Raw genomic sequence first — 14316 nt, 5'->3', positions numbered from 1 at the left:
GGCGGTGGACCTTTCAGGTCGAGATGGATGGCCGGAGCGGGAATGGATGACCGGAGTCAGAAGACCTTCACGGTGCCGAGGTAGGTCGTCACGTCCTCGGTGTCCGCGGTCGAGCTGCTCAGCGTCGCGTAGGACTGGATGAACGACTGGCCTGCGCAACCGTCGGTCTTGATGCGAAACCCGGCGACATTGACTCGGGCCTGCCTGCCTTTGAACGATTTCTTGTCGACCTGGACGGCGGTGACCGCACCCGGCTTCAGGTGCACGCGCACCAGTCCGCCGATGTTCGGATAGTTGCTGTCGCCGCTGAACCCCGGAATCTTCATCGACGGAGTGATGCCCAGCGAGCCGGCCAGATCGACCGTATCCAGGGCGATGCCACAACCGATTCGGTAGCCGACCTCGAACGAGCCGCCGGTGAGCGTGGTGCTCCCGGATCCGCTGACCACCCCGACGAAGGTGCCGCCGACGAGGTACTCGCGCGCCGTCAGCGCAGAGGTCAGGGGTTGCACCGGCAGCAATGTCTCGTTCTTGCTGGACGCTGTGAGCTGCCAGCCCTCCGGACTGGTGAAGGTGCTGGCCTCGGCGGAGGGGACAGCGCCCTCCGGCGGTGGTGCGGGTGGCGCCACTTCGGCCTCGACGGGCGTTATGTCCGGATCGGCCGTCGCATGGGGAGCCGTCCAGGCCGTTGCCGTGGCTGTGAGGAACCCGATCAGGACAAGGGCGGCAAGAGGTTTCGCCATCGTGGGTAATGCACCTTTCATGAGGCTGGGACAGCCGGGGAAGACCAAGGGGGCTTGGCCGGATGTGGGCGTGACGGCACGCGACTGCGCGGCGGTGGGGCGGGTCAGGCGGTCGCGTGGCGCGCGGTACAGGCTTCCTGTACGGCGGTGGTGTCATCGTTGAGATCGATGGCGGCAGAGTTGATCGAGTCGTCGCCGCTGCGAAGACCCATCTTCAGGAGCAGCTTGGTGGCGTGCAGCGACCACAAGCGCATCGGAGTGGCGACATCGGCGGGCAATCCCGCGGTACCCGAGGCTTGCAGCGCAGCGCTTGCCGCTGCCCGCAATGCGGTCCGGCCGGTGACGTTGGCGGCTCGGACTGCCGAATCGTCATACCGCCACTGGTCACCCGAGGTGGCGTCGGCGAAGTCCGAGTAGTTCAAGGACGCGAGGTCGAGTGCCTCGGCGAACCGGGCGCAGGCTGACGCGGTGCTGTCCTCGGCCGCTGGAAGTGCCGGAAGCGGCATGCTGTTCGGCTCGGCAGAGGTTGGATCAGTCTGCTCGACAATAGGTTCGGCATGAGCGACCGGAACGAGGAATAACCCGGCGGTGATTATCCCGGCTCCGACGACACCGGCCACCGTGGCGGCATGCCTCCTGCTCGTCGGTCTCATCGTGTCATCGGTTCCACTTCGAGGTGCCGGTAAAGCCAATGCGCACACCACCGCACGGCGCCTCACGTACTATCGACTCGGCCGAATCCTGCACGGTACGGAGGTGTTCGGTTGTGACGCTCACGGGCTGCTCCTCGATCTGAATTGCGCCCAATGTTGAGTGCCGCGGAGTGGCATTCAAAGCCGAATTCCACGATGTGAAAAATACTCATGGTGAAGTTTTGTTCTGCGGGATAACAGGACTCGGAATCAGCCGCGCATGGTGGCGCATGACGGGCAGGATCTGGCGCACCCGGTCGTCGGACAACCGGTGGCGGCGGGCCTGAATGCCGAGCGCACCGAGCGGCTCGCCGTCGGGGCCGAGAACGGGGACGGCGATCGCGCGGACGTCATCGTGCCGCAGAGCCGGCGCATCGGCATAGCCCCGATGCCGCACCTGAACGAGTTCGGCCGTGGCCGCAGTCTCGCGGGTGAACGCGAGGACCACGAGCCCCATCGCGGTCTGCGCCAGGGGCTGCCACTGTCCCGGCATCTGCCGCGGGCAGAACCTCTGCCGTGGCGGCGCGGACGCCAAGATGATCAGCTCGTCGTCGACGGGTACACCGAAGCTTGCGGTGATCTCGATGTCGGAGGCCAAGGAATGCAGATGCCGGATCAGGCCGTGCACGCCCAGCCGCTGCTGGGCCGGCGTCGCCAGGGCGACGAGCCCGACACCGATCCGGTAGCGGTCCCGGTTCTGTTCGAGCAGTCCGTGATCGAGCAGCGTCCTGGCCAATCGGTGGGTGGTGCTGATCGGCAGGCCGGTCCGGGCGGCCAATGACGTCAGCGACAACTCCGGGTCGGAGTCGGTGAAGGCGCGCAGCAGGGCGATGGCGCGGTCGACGGCCTGTGGCATCGGCCGAGCATGGACGTGCGCCGAACGTTTGGTAAAGAGTTCTGCTGCAGGGGAGCGAAACTGTCAGGATGCTGTACGCGGCCGCCGCGTCAGGCTGGTTCGGTCCCGGTGTAGGCCTCGGTGGTGCGATCCGCCGCGGCGCGTGCCTGCGCCGGATCCTCTCCGCTGGCCAGCGCGGCCTGGTACCAGAGTTCGCTCGCGGACCTCATGAACTCGCGGCCCTCGGCGCCGGCCGCCCAGGCCGCACCCCCCTCCGGAGTGATGCGATCACCACTACCGAGGTATCCGGCCAGGCCGAGGAGCCCGGAGTCCCAACCGACTCCGACCGCTCCCGGTCCGAACTGCAGCCAGAACTCGTCATGGTCGTCAGCGTGCATGATGTGGTCGAGGGTGAAGGTCGCGCGGCCTTCGCCGGCCTCCGTGATGGTGACCTCGACCCAGCTGGTGGCGCCCATGGCCTCCCACGTCGTGGTGAACGTGCGGGGCGGATCGCAGGCCAGCACCTCGCCCGAGGCGTTTCCTTCCAGCTGGAAACGGCCACCGACCCTGAGTTCGCCGGTGATCGGAAGGAACCAGCGGGGGATCCGTTCCAGGCTGGTGCAGGCATCCCACAGATCGGCGGCATCGGTGTCGTAGGTCTGGCTGACGCTCACGACCCGTGCTTCGCGGGCGTCGAACGTCTTGCGGCCCACGCTGCGGCGTACGGAGTTGAGTTGATGCTGGACGTCGATCATGGGGAGGTCTCCTGGTTCGTGGTTCTTCTTCGTTGGCGTTTGCCGCGCGCGATCTCGGTCGCCAGCGCATCCAGATGCGGAGTCCAGTTACGCCGGAACCCCTCCAGCCACTGGTCGACCTCACGCAGGGGTGCGGTGTCGACGCTGTACAGCCGGCGCGTGCCCTCGGCCCGTACGTGGGCGAAGCCGTTGTCGCGCAACACCTTCAGATGCTGCGAGACCGCGGGCTGGCTGATCTGGAACTCGGCGCGGATCACCTCGGTGATGGCACCGGAGGACATCTCACCCGCCTGGATGAGCTCGAGAATCCGCCTGCGCACCGGATCTCCGAGGATGTCGAAGGCGTGCACATGCCCAGACTAAAAGCTGCTACTTATATAAGTCAAGGGTTATCGATGTGCGCGATGACCATGGCCTGGGCCGTGGGCTCATCCAGATGCGCTTGCCGCGCCCGCTTGGTGGTCGCGTACACGGTGAATCCCGACGACTCAAGGGCGTCGCAGACCGTGGCGATGTCGTGGCGCAGGAAGGTCAACGCCACGTCCTGGCCGAAAGCGTGCTCATAGACCCCGGGTTCACCGTCGGTCTGGAATGCCAGCAGCAGCCACCCCCGATCTGCGAGGACCCGGCGGAACGCGGTGAACAGCTCGGGCAGAACCTCGGCCGGGGTGTGGATGATCGAGTACCAGGCGCACACGGCATCGAATGTTCCCGCCGCATAAGGGAGATCGAACATGTCCGCGGTCTGGAACCGCACCTGCGGTGACCGCTGGGCGGCCAGGGAAACCATCGCGGGAGAGCCGTCGATGCCTTCGGCCCGCAGGCCGCAGCCGGCCAACTCCGCGGTGGGCTCGCCGGGCCCGCACCCCACGTCCAGCACGGTACTGCCGCCGGCCCGCAGCACCAGCTCGGCGAAGGACCGCAGCACCGCGCGATCGAACGGCCGGTCTTCGAATCCGCCGGCGAAGGCCCGGGCGTACTCGACGGCGATCAACTCATATTGCTCATATGCCCCGCCAGTCACGGGGCCAACTCTAAGCCGCGACAGCGGAAGCCCAGATCCGGCTCCACGGTAAGGTTCCGCAGGTGAGCACCCGTGTCAAGCACGCCGCGCGGTTGCGCGGTGGCCTGGTCGGTGTGTGCTCGGCCCTCACCGCGACGGTCGCTCACACCGCGGCCGGCGGCATGGCCCCTACGAGTAGCCCGTTGATCGTGTTGCTGCTGTTGTGTGCGGCCCTCGGTGCCGCCGTCGGCGGGCTGGACGCCCAGACCCGATGGGCCGAGACAGGCCTGCTGATCGCCGGGCTCGGCGCCGGGCAACTCCTCGGCCACCTGGCGCTGTCGATGTCCGGCGGGCATCATCACGCGGCATCGCTGCTCACCGCCCCGATGATCGGGATGCACGCCGCCGCGGCGGTGGGCCTCGGCCTGGTGATCGGTATCGCCGAATACCTGTTCGTGGTCTGTGCCTCGCTGTTGTCCTGGTTGCGGATCTTCGCGGCCGCCCAGATCCACCCGTTGGTACGGGAGCTTTGGCGGCCATCGAATGTCGTTGTGGCGCGGCCTGTTCTGTTGCGCGCCGGCCTCGGAATGCGGGCACCGCCGGCGATTTCCGGCATCGGCCTCTAACCCCGACTCCGTCATCTGAGCCCGTCGTCAGCGATGGGCTGTTGCCCGTTGCGCGTCCGGATGCGCACATCTCACTTCTTTCACCCGAAGGCATCTCCATGACCATCACCCCTGACGACCAACTCCGCGAGGAATCCCCTCCGCCCGTCAGCCGCCACTCCCTGCGCCCGCTTCTGGTGCGGCTGCACTTCTACGCCGGCGTATCCGTCGGGCCCTTCATCCTGATCGCGGCCGTCACCGGTCTGCTCTATGCGCTGATCCCGCAAGTCGACACGTTCGTCTACCGGCACGAACTGACGGTCGAGCACGTCGGGGCCGAGCGCCTGCCGCTGGCCGAGCAGCTCGCCGCGGCGCGCCAGGCCCACCCCGAAGGCACGGTGGAGAGCATCCGTCCGCCGGTGGAGGCTGACGAGACCACTCAGATCCGCCTGGTGGTCGACCCCGCCCTCAAGGACATTCCGCCGGACTACTCGCGGACGGTGTTCGTCGATCCCTACACCGGCGAGGTGCGCGGGGCGCTGACCACCTACGGGCAGTGGATGCCCGTCCGGGCCTGGTTCGACGAACTGCACCGCAATTTGCATCTCGGCGCGTTCGGCCGCAACTACAGCGAACTGGCCGCCAGCTGGATATGGGTGATCGCCCTGGCCGGTCTCGCCCTGTGGACCATGCGGCGCCGGGAGAATCGCGCGATGCGCGATCTGGTTGTGCCGGATCGGACGGCATCGGGCCGCCGGCGCACGTTGTCGTGGCACGGCGCGGTCGGCGTGTGGATCGTGCCGGTACTGCTCGCGCTGTCGGTGTCGGGTATCACCTGGTCCCGTTATGCGGGCGAGACGGTCAACGGGATCCAGGCACAGCTGAGCACCACGGCACCCGCCGTCGACACCGCCTTGTCCGGTGCACCGGCCGCGGGCGCCGCACACCACGGCCACCACGGTGGTCCGGCCGACCTGCGGGGCGCCGACACCGTGCTGCGAAGCGCCGAGCAGTCCGGCCTTCGCGGGCCGATGTGGATGTACCCGCCGTCGGAAGCGGGTCAGGCCTGGAAAGTAGCCGAACGCAAACGTGATTGGCCCACCCGATATGACGAGATCGCGGTGGATCCCGAAACCGGGGCTGTGACCGACCGCGTGAACTTCGCACAGTGGCCGTTGCTCGCCAAGCTCACCGAGTGGACGATCGAGGCCCACATGGGCCTGCTCTTCGGCATCGCCAACCAGATCGTCCTGGCGCTCAGCATGATTGGGTTGATCACGGTGATCGTGCGCGGTTACCGCATGTGGTGGCAACGCAGGCCCACGCGGGGTTCGGCGTGGGCGGTGGGCCGGCCGCCGCTGCGGGGCGGGATCCGCCGGTTGCCGCCGCTGGGAATCGCGGCGTTCGCGGTGGGCACTGCCGCCATCGGATGGTGCCTGCCGTTGTTCGGGTTGAGCCTGCTGTCCTTCCTGATCGTGGACGCGATCGTCGCCTTCCGGAAGCGCAGCGCCCACGGCTGGGCCTGAACTCAGGACACCGGATGCAGCGTCAGGAGTAGCCGCACCAGTTCGACCTGGCGGTGGGTGTCGGTCTTGTCGAACACCCGGTGCAGGTGGGTGCGCACGGTGGCGATCGATACCGACAGGTCCTCGGCGATCTGCTTGGGATCAGCGCCGTGTGCCACCCGCAGCGCGATGTCGGCCTCGGTGCGCGTCAGGTGGTACAGGCGCTGCAGGAGGTCCGTGCCGGGTTCGGGCTCATGCCCCGGATCGGCCAACACCAGCAGCGCCCGCCGCCGGTCGGGCTCGTCAAGGCGGTGGAGCGGCAGCACGTGAATCACGAATGGCCTGCTACCCGAGGGTCTTTGGGCGGTGAACGAGTGACCTCCGCGCACGCTGTCGGAGGTGCCGGTCAGCGCGGAGTGCAGAGCACGGTGGAGGGTCCGATTGGTTGGGGCATTGGCCGCCGTGATGCGCCTGGACACCACCTGGAGACCGTCACCGTCACGCAGGACCTTTTCGGCCGCGGCGTTGAGATTGAGTACCTGGCCGCCTGCCCCGACCACGACGATGCCGTGATCCACGGAATCCAGGGCGGCCTGCAGGTCTGCGTCCTCGCGGGCGAAGTCGTCGAGTGAGTGTTGCGCGCGCAGGGCCTGTTGCAGGTGCGGAACCAGGCTGCTGAACTGTTTGACCCGGTCTCTGGATCCGAACGACTCGGATACCAGCGGAGCGTGGACCAGGAAGCACGCCGGGCGCGGCCCTTGGGAGAGCCGGGCGAACAGGCCGTCCCCCAGTTCATTGGGCTGCAACCAGTCGGTGTAGAACTCCGAATTGCGATGGGGGAGCACCAGTTCTGTCCCGGTCCGGACGGTCCCCACCGCGCCCTTCTCGACGGTCGCCAGCGGCGCGTCGAGCCGGTGGTAATACTCGGCGTAGCTGGCGGCCGCGCCCGCAGGCAGAATCGAGTTCTGGATCGACCAGATCGACTGGTTGGCGGTGAGCAACGCTCCGCCGTTGCCGCCGATCGCCCGGTGGATGTCGCGGATCGTGGACTCCCAGTGCTGGGGAGCGATCGCGGCGGCGTAGACGCCGGCTACGAGACGCGAGAATCCTTCGACCGTGAGCATGTCACGCGTCCTGATCCGTTCGTAGGCAGATGCATCGGCAATTGGTGTGTCGGTACGTAGCTGGTGGACCTCGTGGGTGCCGACCGGTCCAGATGTCCGAGTAAACCACAGTCAATATCAACCGGATAGAGGATGTCCGGCTCCGATCAGGGTGGTTGTCTGCGGTGATGGATGGCGCCGGATGTTGATCACCGGGTCGCCGAAAATGAAGCCAGCAAAGGGGGCTCGGCATGTTTTCGTTCACCTCACCACGACCATCTGAGGTTGCCGGACAATTGTGGCGACGGCCGATCGACGGTCACGACCATGGGCGGCACGCCTACGAGTGCGCCTCGCGGTTGGTCTATTTCGAGTGGTCGGTGATGGCGCGGGAAATGGACCGGTTGTGACCTGACGGTTGCCCTGCACAGAGTGCGGACCGCTGATCTACGCTCGCGGTATGACCGATCACGACAAAGCCGCGGCCCGGCGCGAAATTGCCGACGCTCTGCTCAACGCCCTGAACCGGCGCCACGAAGTGCTCGACGTGATCGTGGACGCCGACGACCGCGCGGCGGCCATCGACGCGGTGGCCGGACTGCTCGGGACCTCGCATGTCGCGGCCGAAGCCGTGATCGGGTTGTCGTTCGCCCAGATCACCAAGGATTCGCGGCGCGCGATCGCCGCCGAACTCGATGACCTGAACAGTCAGCTCAGCTTCACGGTGTCCGAGCGCCCGGCCGCCTCGGGCGAATCCCTGGAGTTGCGGCCGTTCAGCGCCGACACCGACCGTGACATCTTCGTCGCCAGGACCACCGACGTGGGTGCGTCCGGTGACGGATCGGGCGCGCCCGCGGCCGACGTCGACGACGAGATCCGTTCGGCGCTGAGCCGGGTGGATGCCGAAGAGGCCGCCTGGTTCGTGGCATCGGAGGGCGACCAGAAGGTCGGCATGGTGTTCGGGGAACTGGCGCACGGTGAGCTCAACGTCCGGATCTGGATTCACCCGGACTTCCGCAAGCGCGGCTACGGAACCGCCGCCCTGCGCAAGTGTCGCTCCGAGATGGCGACGTACTTCCCCGCGGTCCCGATGGTGGTGCGTGCGCCGGGGGCCGTGCCCCGCTCCTGACCGGTATTGCCTCAACCGGCGCTCTGCGCACGCAGGCTCGCCACGATGACGCGGGCCAGGGCCTGGGCGCGCTGCCGCGGGTAGCTCTGTCCCTCGGACAGGATCGGATAGACCACGCCGCCCAGCAGTGCGTCGGCGGCCGCTGACGCCAGGTCCGCGTCGATGTGCTCGGCCAGCAGTCGATTGCGCACGGAGTCCACCAGTGGCCGGCTGAAACCCGCACGCAGGCGTGCGGCGGTGTCCTCGTGTTCCAGTGAGGCCGCGGTCAGGATGCGCAGCATGGCGTTGCCGCGCCTGGTGGTCAGAGCTGAAGCCAGCGTGCCGGCCCACGACACCAGGTCGGCGGTGACATCGTCGGTGCGCGGCATGGTCGCCAGGATCTTGTCGGCGTCCTCCAGCAGCACATCGGCAACAAGCGCGGGCCGGCTCGGCCACCAGCGGTAGATCGTCTGCTTGCCGACGCCGGCGCGAGCCGCGACCGCCTCGATGCTCAGCCCGTCAAAACCCCGGTCCAGCAGCAAGGCGCGGGTGGCCTCGATGATGGCCACCCGCGATTTCTCGCTGCGCCGCCGCGGCACAGTTGCGTCGCTGGTCGGGGTCGTCGGCATGTCGTTGTCGGTCCTTCGCACGGATCTTTACACGGAAAGCTACCCGCCGTAGTCTCCCACAAGACGAGACGTAGCGTCTCGTAAAACTGGAGAACGACGAACGCAAGGGCGCATGGCAAAAAAGAAACTGGTCGTCGGGGCCAGCGGATTCCTCGGCTCGCATGTCGCCCGACGGCTTGTCGAGCGCGGTGAGGATGTTCGCGTGCTCATCCGCAGTACCAGTTCCACCCGCGGGATCGACGATCTCGACGTGGAGCGGGTCTACGGCGATATCTTCGACCCCGAGTCGGTGCGCGCCGCGATGGACGACTGCGACGTGGTGTACTACTGCGTCGTCGACGCCCGCGCCTGGCTGAGCGATCCGGCCCCGCTCTGGCGGACCAACGTCGAAGGGCTGCAAGAGGTCTTGGACGTCGCGTCGGAAGCGGACTTGCGAAAATTCGTCTTCACCAGCTCGATCGCCACCATCGGTATCGCCGAATCCGGGCTTGCCACTGAAGATCTGGCGCACAACTGGCTCGATGTCGGCGGCGACTATGTGCACACCAGGGTCCTGGCCGAACAGATGGTGCTGCGGTACGCCCGCGAGCACGGACTGCCCGCGGTCGCGATGTGCGTCGCCAACACCTACGGCCCGGGAGACTGGCTGCCGACGCCACACGGCGGCCTGGTCGCCGCAGCGGTGCGCGGCAAGATGCCGTTCTACGTCAAAGGAGCGGCCGCCGAATGCGTCGGCATCGCCGATGCTGCCGAGGCACTGGTCCTGGCCGGCGAACACGGCCGGGTCGGTGAGCGCTACATCGTGTCCGAACGGTTCATGACCGCCCGCGAGATCTACGAAACCGCCTGTGCCGCCGTCGGTGTCGAACCGCCTCGCCATGGGGTGCCGATCCGGGTGCTGGCTGCGGCCGGCGCGGTGGTCGATCCGCTGGCGAGGCTGGCCAAGAAGGAGAACCAGCTGAGCCCGCTGACCGTACGGCTGATGCATGTGATGTCCCCGATGGATCACGGCAAGGCGGTCCGCGAACTCGGATGGCAGCCGCGCCCGGCAACGGACGCCATCGCCGAGGGCGCCCGATTCTTCACATCCAGTCTCTTCACATCCAGGCGGCGCGCATGACCCCCCACGTCTCCATCGCAGTGACCCCCGAACAACAGCAGCTGAGCGACGCGGTCAGACAGTTCGCGGCCAGGCACGCGGCCGTCGAGACGACGCGCGCCACGCTGGACGACCTGGCTTCAGGCCGGCCGCCGTCATGGTGGAGCGCCTTGGTGGACAACGGCTTTCATGCTGTCCACCTCCCCGAAGCGGTGGGAGGGCAGGGCGGCGGCCTGGAGGACATGGGCTGCGTACTGGAGGCAGCGGGTGCCGCATTGCTGCCGGGCCCATTGCTCACCACGGCGATCGCCGGGGCCGCAGTGGCCGAAGCTCAGGGTGTCGCCGCCGAGACGCTGCTCAAAGAGATCGCTGCCGGTGCTCCTGCTGTCGTGGTGTCGAGCGGGCCGTCCGATTTTCAGGCCGTTCGAGATGCCGACGGCTGGCGCGTCACCGGTTCCTCAGGTGTGACGCTCGGTATGTGTTCGGCGCAGCGCGCCGTGATTCCCTTCGCCGACGAGACCGGTGGTCTGCTCTGGGCCGTGGTGAATCCGACTGACGGACAGGTCGAATCGCGTCGTGGCACCGACCTCACCACCGATCTGGGCGTCCTGCGGCTGCGCGATCACGCGGTGCCGCTCTCGGCGACCCTGACCGGACTGGATGCGGACCGAGTCACCGCCGTGACCGTCGCGCTCACCGCCGCGGTCGCCGCGGGCATCACCCAGTGGTGCGTGGAGACCGTCACCGAGCATCTCCGTACGCGGGAACAGTTCGGCAAGCCGATCGGTACCTTCCAGGCGCTGCAGCACAAGGCGGCGATGCTGCTGGTGAACAGCGCGCTGGCCACGGCCGCGGCCTGGGATGCGGCGCGGGCCCTCACCGGTTCGACGGATACCGACCAGCACCGGCTGACGGCGTGTTCGGCCGCGGTCATGGCCGTGATGCCGGCTCCCGGCCTGGTGCTCGAAGCGCTCACCATGCTCGGCGCCATCGGCTTCACCTGGGAACACGACCTGCACCTGTACTGGCGCCGGGCCACCAGCCTGGCCGCCTCGATCGGCCCGGTCTCTCGATGGACCCGCAACCTCGGCGAGCTGTCGGCAACCGCCACCCGCGAGGCGACGGTGAACCTGGGCGAGTCCGACGCTGATTTCCGGGCGCGGGTCAGCGACATTCTTGACCGCGCACTCGACCTGTCCGACAACGGCTTCGGGCGCCAAGGCGAATATCCGGAGTTCGCCATCGGGGCGCGACGTGAGTTGCTGGCCGACGCGGGATTGATCGCGCCGCACTGGCCCGCACCGTGGGGCCGTGACGCCGGCGTGCGCCAGCAGCTCATCGTGGATGAGGAGTTCGGCAAACGCTCCGGTCTGGTGCGGCCGTCGGTGGGCATCGCCGAATGGATCCTGCCGAGCGTCATCGCGGCCGGAACCCAGGAATTACAGGAGCGTTTCATTCCCGCCACGCTGCGTGGGGACCTGTCCTGGTGTCAGCTGTTCAGCGAGCCCGGCGCCGGATCCGACCTGGCGTCGCTGAGTACCCGCGCGGTGCGGGTCGAGGGCGGCTGGCGCATCAACGGCCACAAGATCTGGACCTCCTTGGCGCACCGCGCCGATTACGGCGCATTGCTGGCCCGTACCGATCCCGACGCCCCCAAGCATCGCGGCATCGGCTATTTCATCCTCGACATGCGCTCACCCGGTGTCGAATTCCGTCAGATCACCCAGTCCAGCGGGCGGGCCGAGTTCAACGAGGTGTTCCTGACCGACGTCTTCGTCCCCGACGAGATGCTGCTGGGTGACCCGGCGTCCGGCTGGCAGTTGGCGATCAGCACCATGGCCCACGAACGGGTGGCGATCAGCGGCTACGTCAACATCGACCGGATGGGCGCGCTGCGCGAGCTCGTCGGGGTCAGCCCCGATCCCGATCCCGTGCTGCATGCCATCGGCGAGATCGACGCGTACACCAACGCACTCAAGGCGCTCGGGGTACGCGAGACGCTGCGCCTGCTCGACGGGCAGGCGCCCGGCCCGGCGTCGAGCATCGCCAAGGTCGCCACCAACGTGATGCTGCGCCGGGCAGCCGAGCTCACCCTCGGGCTCACCGGAACGCTGGCCCTGGAACAGGACAGTGAACCCGCCGTGGTGGCGCCCTACCTCGACCTGCCCGCCGAGCTGATCGGCGGAGGTACCACCGAGATTCAGCTCAACATCATCGCCCAGCTCATCCTGGGACTACCGCGCAAGTGAGGAGTGAGCATGAGACCGCGTAGGGGACTACAAGGTGACGCCGCGATCGTCGGCTACGTCGAACTGCCGCCGGAACGCATGAGCAAAGCCTCGCCGGCCCCGTTCACTCTCGAGCAGTGGGCCCTGCTGGCGGGCGCGGCCCTGGAGGATGCCGGGCTCTCGGCCGAGCAGGTCGACGGCATCGTCACCTCGCACCTCGGTGAGTCGGAGATCTTCGTGCCGTCCACGGTGGCCGAATATCTGGGCGTACGAGCGAACTTCGCCGAGTTGCTCGACCTCGGCGGAGCGAGTGCTGCGGGAATGGTGTGGCGGGCAGCCGCGGCGATCGAACTGGGCCTGTGTGACGTGGTGTTGTGCGCGCTACCCGCGCGGTACATCACCGCATCCTCCGAGCTGAAACCGAAAGCGCTGACCGACGCGGTGTTCTTCGGCTCCTCCAGCAACCAATTCGGCTCGCCGCAGGCCGAATTCGAGATTCCCTACGGCAACCTCGGCCAGAACGGTCCATACGGGCAGGTGGCGCAGCGCTATGCCTATGAGTACGGCTACGACGAGCGGGCGATGGCCAAGATCGTGGTGGACCAGCGGGTCAACGCCAATCACACTGACGGCGCCATCTGGAAAGACACCCCGCTGAGCGTCGAGGATGTGCTGAACAGCCCGGTGATCGCCGATCCGCTGCACATGCTGGAGATCGTGATGCCGTGCGTCGGCGGAGCCGCCGTCGTCGTCGCCAGCGCCGATGTGGCGGCCCGCGCCCGCAACCGGCCGGTGTGGATCAAGGGTTTCGGCGAACACGTCCCGTTCAAGACGCCCACCTACGCCGAAGATCTGCTGGACACGCCGATCCGTAAGGCGGCCGACACGGCGTTCGGAATGACCGGGCTGACCCGCGCCGATATGGACATGGTGTCGATCTACGACTGCTACACCATCACGGTGCTGCTCAGCCTGGAGGACGCCGGATTCTGCGAGAAGGGCAAGGGAATGTCCTTCGTGGCCGACCATGACCTGACCTTCCGCGGCGACTTCCCGCTCAACACCGCCGGCGGCCAACTCGGTTTCGGTCAAGCAGGTTTGGCCGGCGGCATGCACCACGTGTGTGACGCCACCCGCCAGATCATGGGGCGTGCCGGCGCGGCCCAGGTCGCCGAGTGTGACCGTGCCTTCGTCTCCGGGAACGGCGGCATCCTGTCCGAGCAAACCACCCTGATCCTGGAAGGCGAGTGAACCGATGACCGGATTCGCCCGGCCGATGCCGGTGAAAACCCCTGTCAGTACGCCGTTCTGGGACGCGTTGGCCCAGCATCGAATCGTCATCCAGTATTCGCCGTCGACGCAGGCCTACGTGTTCTACCCGCGCGTGCTGGCGCCCGGGACACTGGCCGATGACCTGGAGTGGCGGGAGATCTCGGGGATGGGCACGCTGTATTCGTTCACCGTGGCCCGCCGCCCGGTCGGCCCGCACTTCGCCGACGCGGTTCCGCAAATGCCGGCGATCGTGGAATGGGACGAGGGGCCACGGTTCTCCACCGAGATCGTCGGCGTCGAACCCGAGGAGCTCAGTGTCGGAATGCGGGTCAAGCCAGTTTTCTGCGACTATCCGGATGCCTTTGCCGGAGTGGGTGTCACGATGCTGCGCTACACGCGGGCTTGATCACATCACTTGGCAGGAGGCTCACAGGAGTGGATTATGGAGTCATGCTAACCATACGAAAACTCATGGGGTCAGTGTTCGTAGCGGGAGCCGCAGTGGCGATTGCAGCAGGTCCGACAGCCGCACTGCTGACAGACGCGCCTACGACGACCATCAGTGCCCAGCCCAGCGGCGGCGGTGACGCCGGCGGTGGCGGTGGCTGCGACAGCGGGCCGGGATGGAACGGCTGTGGCGGCTGGAACCCGGCCCAGGGTGGCTGGGGCCACGGTTGCCTCAACGGCATCTGCGGTGGCTGGGATGGCCAGCGCGGCTGGGGCAACTGACCCGGCCTGA

At 67.4% G+C, this 14316-nt stretch carries 16 protein-coding genes; 8 read left to right on the top strand and 8 right to left on the bottom strand.

The window, feature by feature from the left end; all coding sequences use genetic code 11:
- Positions 1-56: 56 nt before the first annotated feature.
- From H977_RS0117805 to H977_RS0117780, 6 genes are all read right to left on the bottom strand, one after another.
- A complete protein-coding gene (locus H977_RS0117805) occupies positions 57-743 on the bottom strand; it encodes an MspA family porin (RefSeq protein WP_029109125.1) in 687 nt (228 codons plus the stop codon).
- Positions 744-847: 104 nt separating this feature from the next.
- The gene (locus H977_RS0117800) at positions 848-1249 is read right to left on the bottom strand and encodes an Rv2240c family protein (RefSeq protein WP_231395988.1); all 402 of its coding nucleotides are present in this window, start codon (positions 1247-1249) and stop codon (positions 848-850) included.
- Positions 1250-1604: 355 nt separating this feature from the next.
- On the bottom strand, positions 1605-2291 hold the full coding sequence (locus H977_RS33400) for an IclR family transcriptional regulator (RefSeq protein ID WP_036476328.1): 687 nt from the start codon (positions 2289-2291) through the stop codon (positions 1605-1607).
- Positions 2292-2380: 89 nt separating this feature from the next.
- Complete coding sequence (locus H977_RS0117790; RefSeq protein ID WP_029109123.1) at positions 2381-3025, bottom strand: SRPBCC family protein; 645 nt, start codon at positions 3023-3025, stop codon at positions 2381-2383.
- Positions 3022-3375 carry an ArsR/SmtB family transcription factor gene (locus H977_RS0117785; protein ID WP_029109122.1) on the bottom strand — a complete coding sequence of 118 codons (354 nt, stop codon included), beginning with the start codon at positions 3373-3375 and terminating at the stop codon, positions 3022-3024. Before H977_RS0117785 ends, H977_RS0117790 begins: the two co-directional genes overlap by 4 nt.
- A 32-nt stretch (positions 3376-3407) precedes the next feature.
- The gene (locus H977_RS0117780; RefSeq protein WP_155946698.1) at positions 3408-4049 is read right to left on the bottom strand and encodes a class I SAM-dependent methyltransferase; all 642 of its coding nucleotides are present in this window, start codon (positions 4047-4049) and stop codon (positions 3408-3410) included.
- 62 nt (positions 4050-4111) lie between these two features.
- Between H977_RS0117780 and H977_RS0117775 the strand changes: the two genes are divergently transcribed.
- Positions 4112-4654, top strand: coding sequence for a hypothetical protein (locus H977_RS0117775; protein ID WP_029109120.1), 543 nt, complete (start codon positions 4112-4114; stop codon positions 4652-4654).
- 98 nt (positions 4655-4752) lie between these two features.
- Entirely contained in the window at positions 4753-6159 is a 1407-nt protein-coding gene (locus H977_RS0117770) for a PepSY-associated TM helix domain-containing protein (protein ID WP_029109119.1), read from the top strand.
- Between the two features lie 2 nt (positions 6160-6161).
- Here H977_RS0117770 and H977_RS0117765 read toward each other — a convergent pair whose 3' ends face one another.
- Complete coding sequence (locus H977_RS0117765; RefSeq protein WP_029109118.1) at positions 6162-7262, bottom strand: helix-turn-helix transcriptional regulator; 1101 nt, start codon at positions 7260-7262, stop codon at positions 6162-6164.
- 439 nt (positions 7263-7701) lie between these two features.
- Between H977_RS0117765 and H977_RS0117760 the strand changes: the two genes are divergently transcribed.
- Positions 7702-8370, top strand: coding sequence for a GNAT family N-acetyltransferase (locus H977_RS0117760; protein ID WP_029109117.1), 669 nt, complete (start codon positions 7702-7704; stop codon positions 8368-8370).
- An 11-nt stretch (positions 8371-8381) separates the two neighbouring features.
- On the opposite strand, the gene H977_RS0117755 is transcribed toward H977_RS0117760, so the two are convergent.
- Entirely contained in the window at positions 8382-8978 is a 597-nt protein-coding gene (locus H977_RS0117755) for a TetR/AcrR family transcriptional regulator (RefSeq protein ID WP_029109116.1), read from the bottom strand.
- A gap of 112 nt (positions 8979-9090) precedes the next feature.
- On the opposite strand from H977_RS0117755, the gene H977_RS0117750 reads away from it, so the two are divergent.
- The 5 genes from H977_RS0117750 to H977_RS34905 are packed head-to-tail and all read left to right on the top strand — an operon-like array spanning position 9091 to position 14306.
- A complete protein-coding gene (locus tag H977_RS0117750; RefSeq protein ID WP_029109115.1) occupies positions 9091-10098 on the top strand; it encodes an NAD-dependent epimerase/dehydratase family protein in 1008 nt (335 codons plus the stop codon).
- Positions 10095-12326 (top strand): acyl-CoA dehydrogenase family protein, encoded by a 2232-nt coding sequence (locus tag H977_RS0117745; RefSeq protein ID WP_029109114.1) that lies wholly within the window; start codon positions 10095-10097, stop codon positions 12324-12326. The genes H977_RS0117750 and H977_RS0117745 overlap by 4 nt, the downstream gene beginning before the upstream one ends.
- Positions 12327-12335: 9 nt before the next feature.
- A complete protein-coding gene (locus H977_RS0117740) occupies positions 12336-13556 on the top strand; it encodes a thiolase family protein (RefSeq protein ID WP_029109113.1) in 1221 nt (406 codons plus the stop codon).
- Between the two features lie 4 nt (positions 13557-13560).
- Positions 13561-13983, top strand: coding sequence for a Zn-ribbon domain-containing OB-fold protein (locus H977_RS0117735; protein WP_029109112.1), 423 nt, complete (start codon positions 13561-13563; stop codon positions 13981-13983).
- Positions 13984-14027: 44 nt separating this feature from the next.
- Positions 14028-14306: a hypothetical protein gene (locus tag H977_RS34905; protein ID WP_081681774.1), complete on the top strand. Its 279-nt coding sequence runs from the start codon at positions 14028-14030 to the stop codon at positions 14304-14306.
- Positions 14307-14316 lie beyond the last annotated feature (10 nt).

This window comes from Mycobacterium sp. URHD0025 (genome assembly GCF_000426065.1).
GTDB lineage: Bacteria > Actinomycetota > Actinomycetes > Mycobacteriales > Mycobacteriaceae > Mycobacterium.
The sequence above is the reverse complement of the archived record's forward strand: the minus strand, read 5'-3'. Positions and strand labels throughout refer to the sequence as shown.

Bases quoted from the DNA above. Each gene is read 5' to 3' on its own strand.
- H977_RS0117745 (WP_029109114.1), top strand. From the start codon at position 10,095: ATGACCCCCCACGTCTCCATCGCAGTGACCCCCGAACAACAGCAGCTG.
- H977_RS0117755 (WP_029109116.1), bottom strand. From the start codon at position 8,978: ATGCCGACGACCCCGACCAGCGACGCAACTGTGCCGCGGCGGCGCAGC.
- H977_RS0117790 (WP_029109123.1), bottom strand. From the start codon at position 3,025: ATGATCGACGTCCAGCATCAACTCAACTCCGTACGCCGCAGCGTGGGC.
- H977_RS0117740 (WP_029109113.1), top strand. From the start codon at position 12,336: ATGAGACCGCGTAGGGGACTACAAGGTGACGCCGCGATCGTCGGCTAC.
- H977_RS0117760 (WP_029109117.1), top strand. From the start codon at position 7,702: ATGACCGATCACGACAAAGCCGCGGCCCGGCGCGAAATTGCCGACGCT.
- H977_RS34905 (WP_081681774.1), top strand. From the start codon at position 14,028: ATGCTAACCATACGAAAACTCATGGGGTCAGTGTTCGTAGCGGGAGCC.
- H977_RS0117765 (WP_029109118.1), bottom strand. From the start codon at position 7,262: ATGCTCACGGTCGAAGGATTCTCGCGTCTCGTAGCCGGCGTCTACGCC.
- H977_RS0117805 (WP_029109125.1), bottom strand. From the start codon at position 743: ATGGCGAAACCTCTTGCCGCCCTTGTCCTGATCGGGTTCCTCACAGCC.
- H977_RS0117750 (WP_029109115.1), top strand. From the start codon at position 9,091: ATGGCAAAAAAGAAACTGGTCGTCGGGGCCAGCGGATTCCTCGGCTCG.
- H977_RS0117770 (WP_029109119.1), top strand. From the start codon at position 4,753: ATGACCATCACCCCTGACGACCAACTCCGCGAGGAATCCCCTCCGCCC.
- H977_RS33400 (WP_036476328.1), bottom strand. From the start codon at position 2,291: ATGCCACAGGCCGTCGACCGCGCCATCGCCCTGCTGCGCGCCTTCACC.
- H977_RS0117800 (WP_231395988.1), bottom strand. From the start codon at position 1,249: ATGCCGCTTCCGGCACTTCCAGCGGCCGAGGACAGCACCGCGTCAGCC.
- H977_RS0117735 (WP_029109112.1), top strand. From the start codon at position 13,561: ATGACCGGATTCGCCCGGCCGATGCCGGTGAAAACCCCTGTCAGTACG.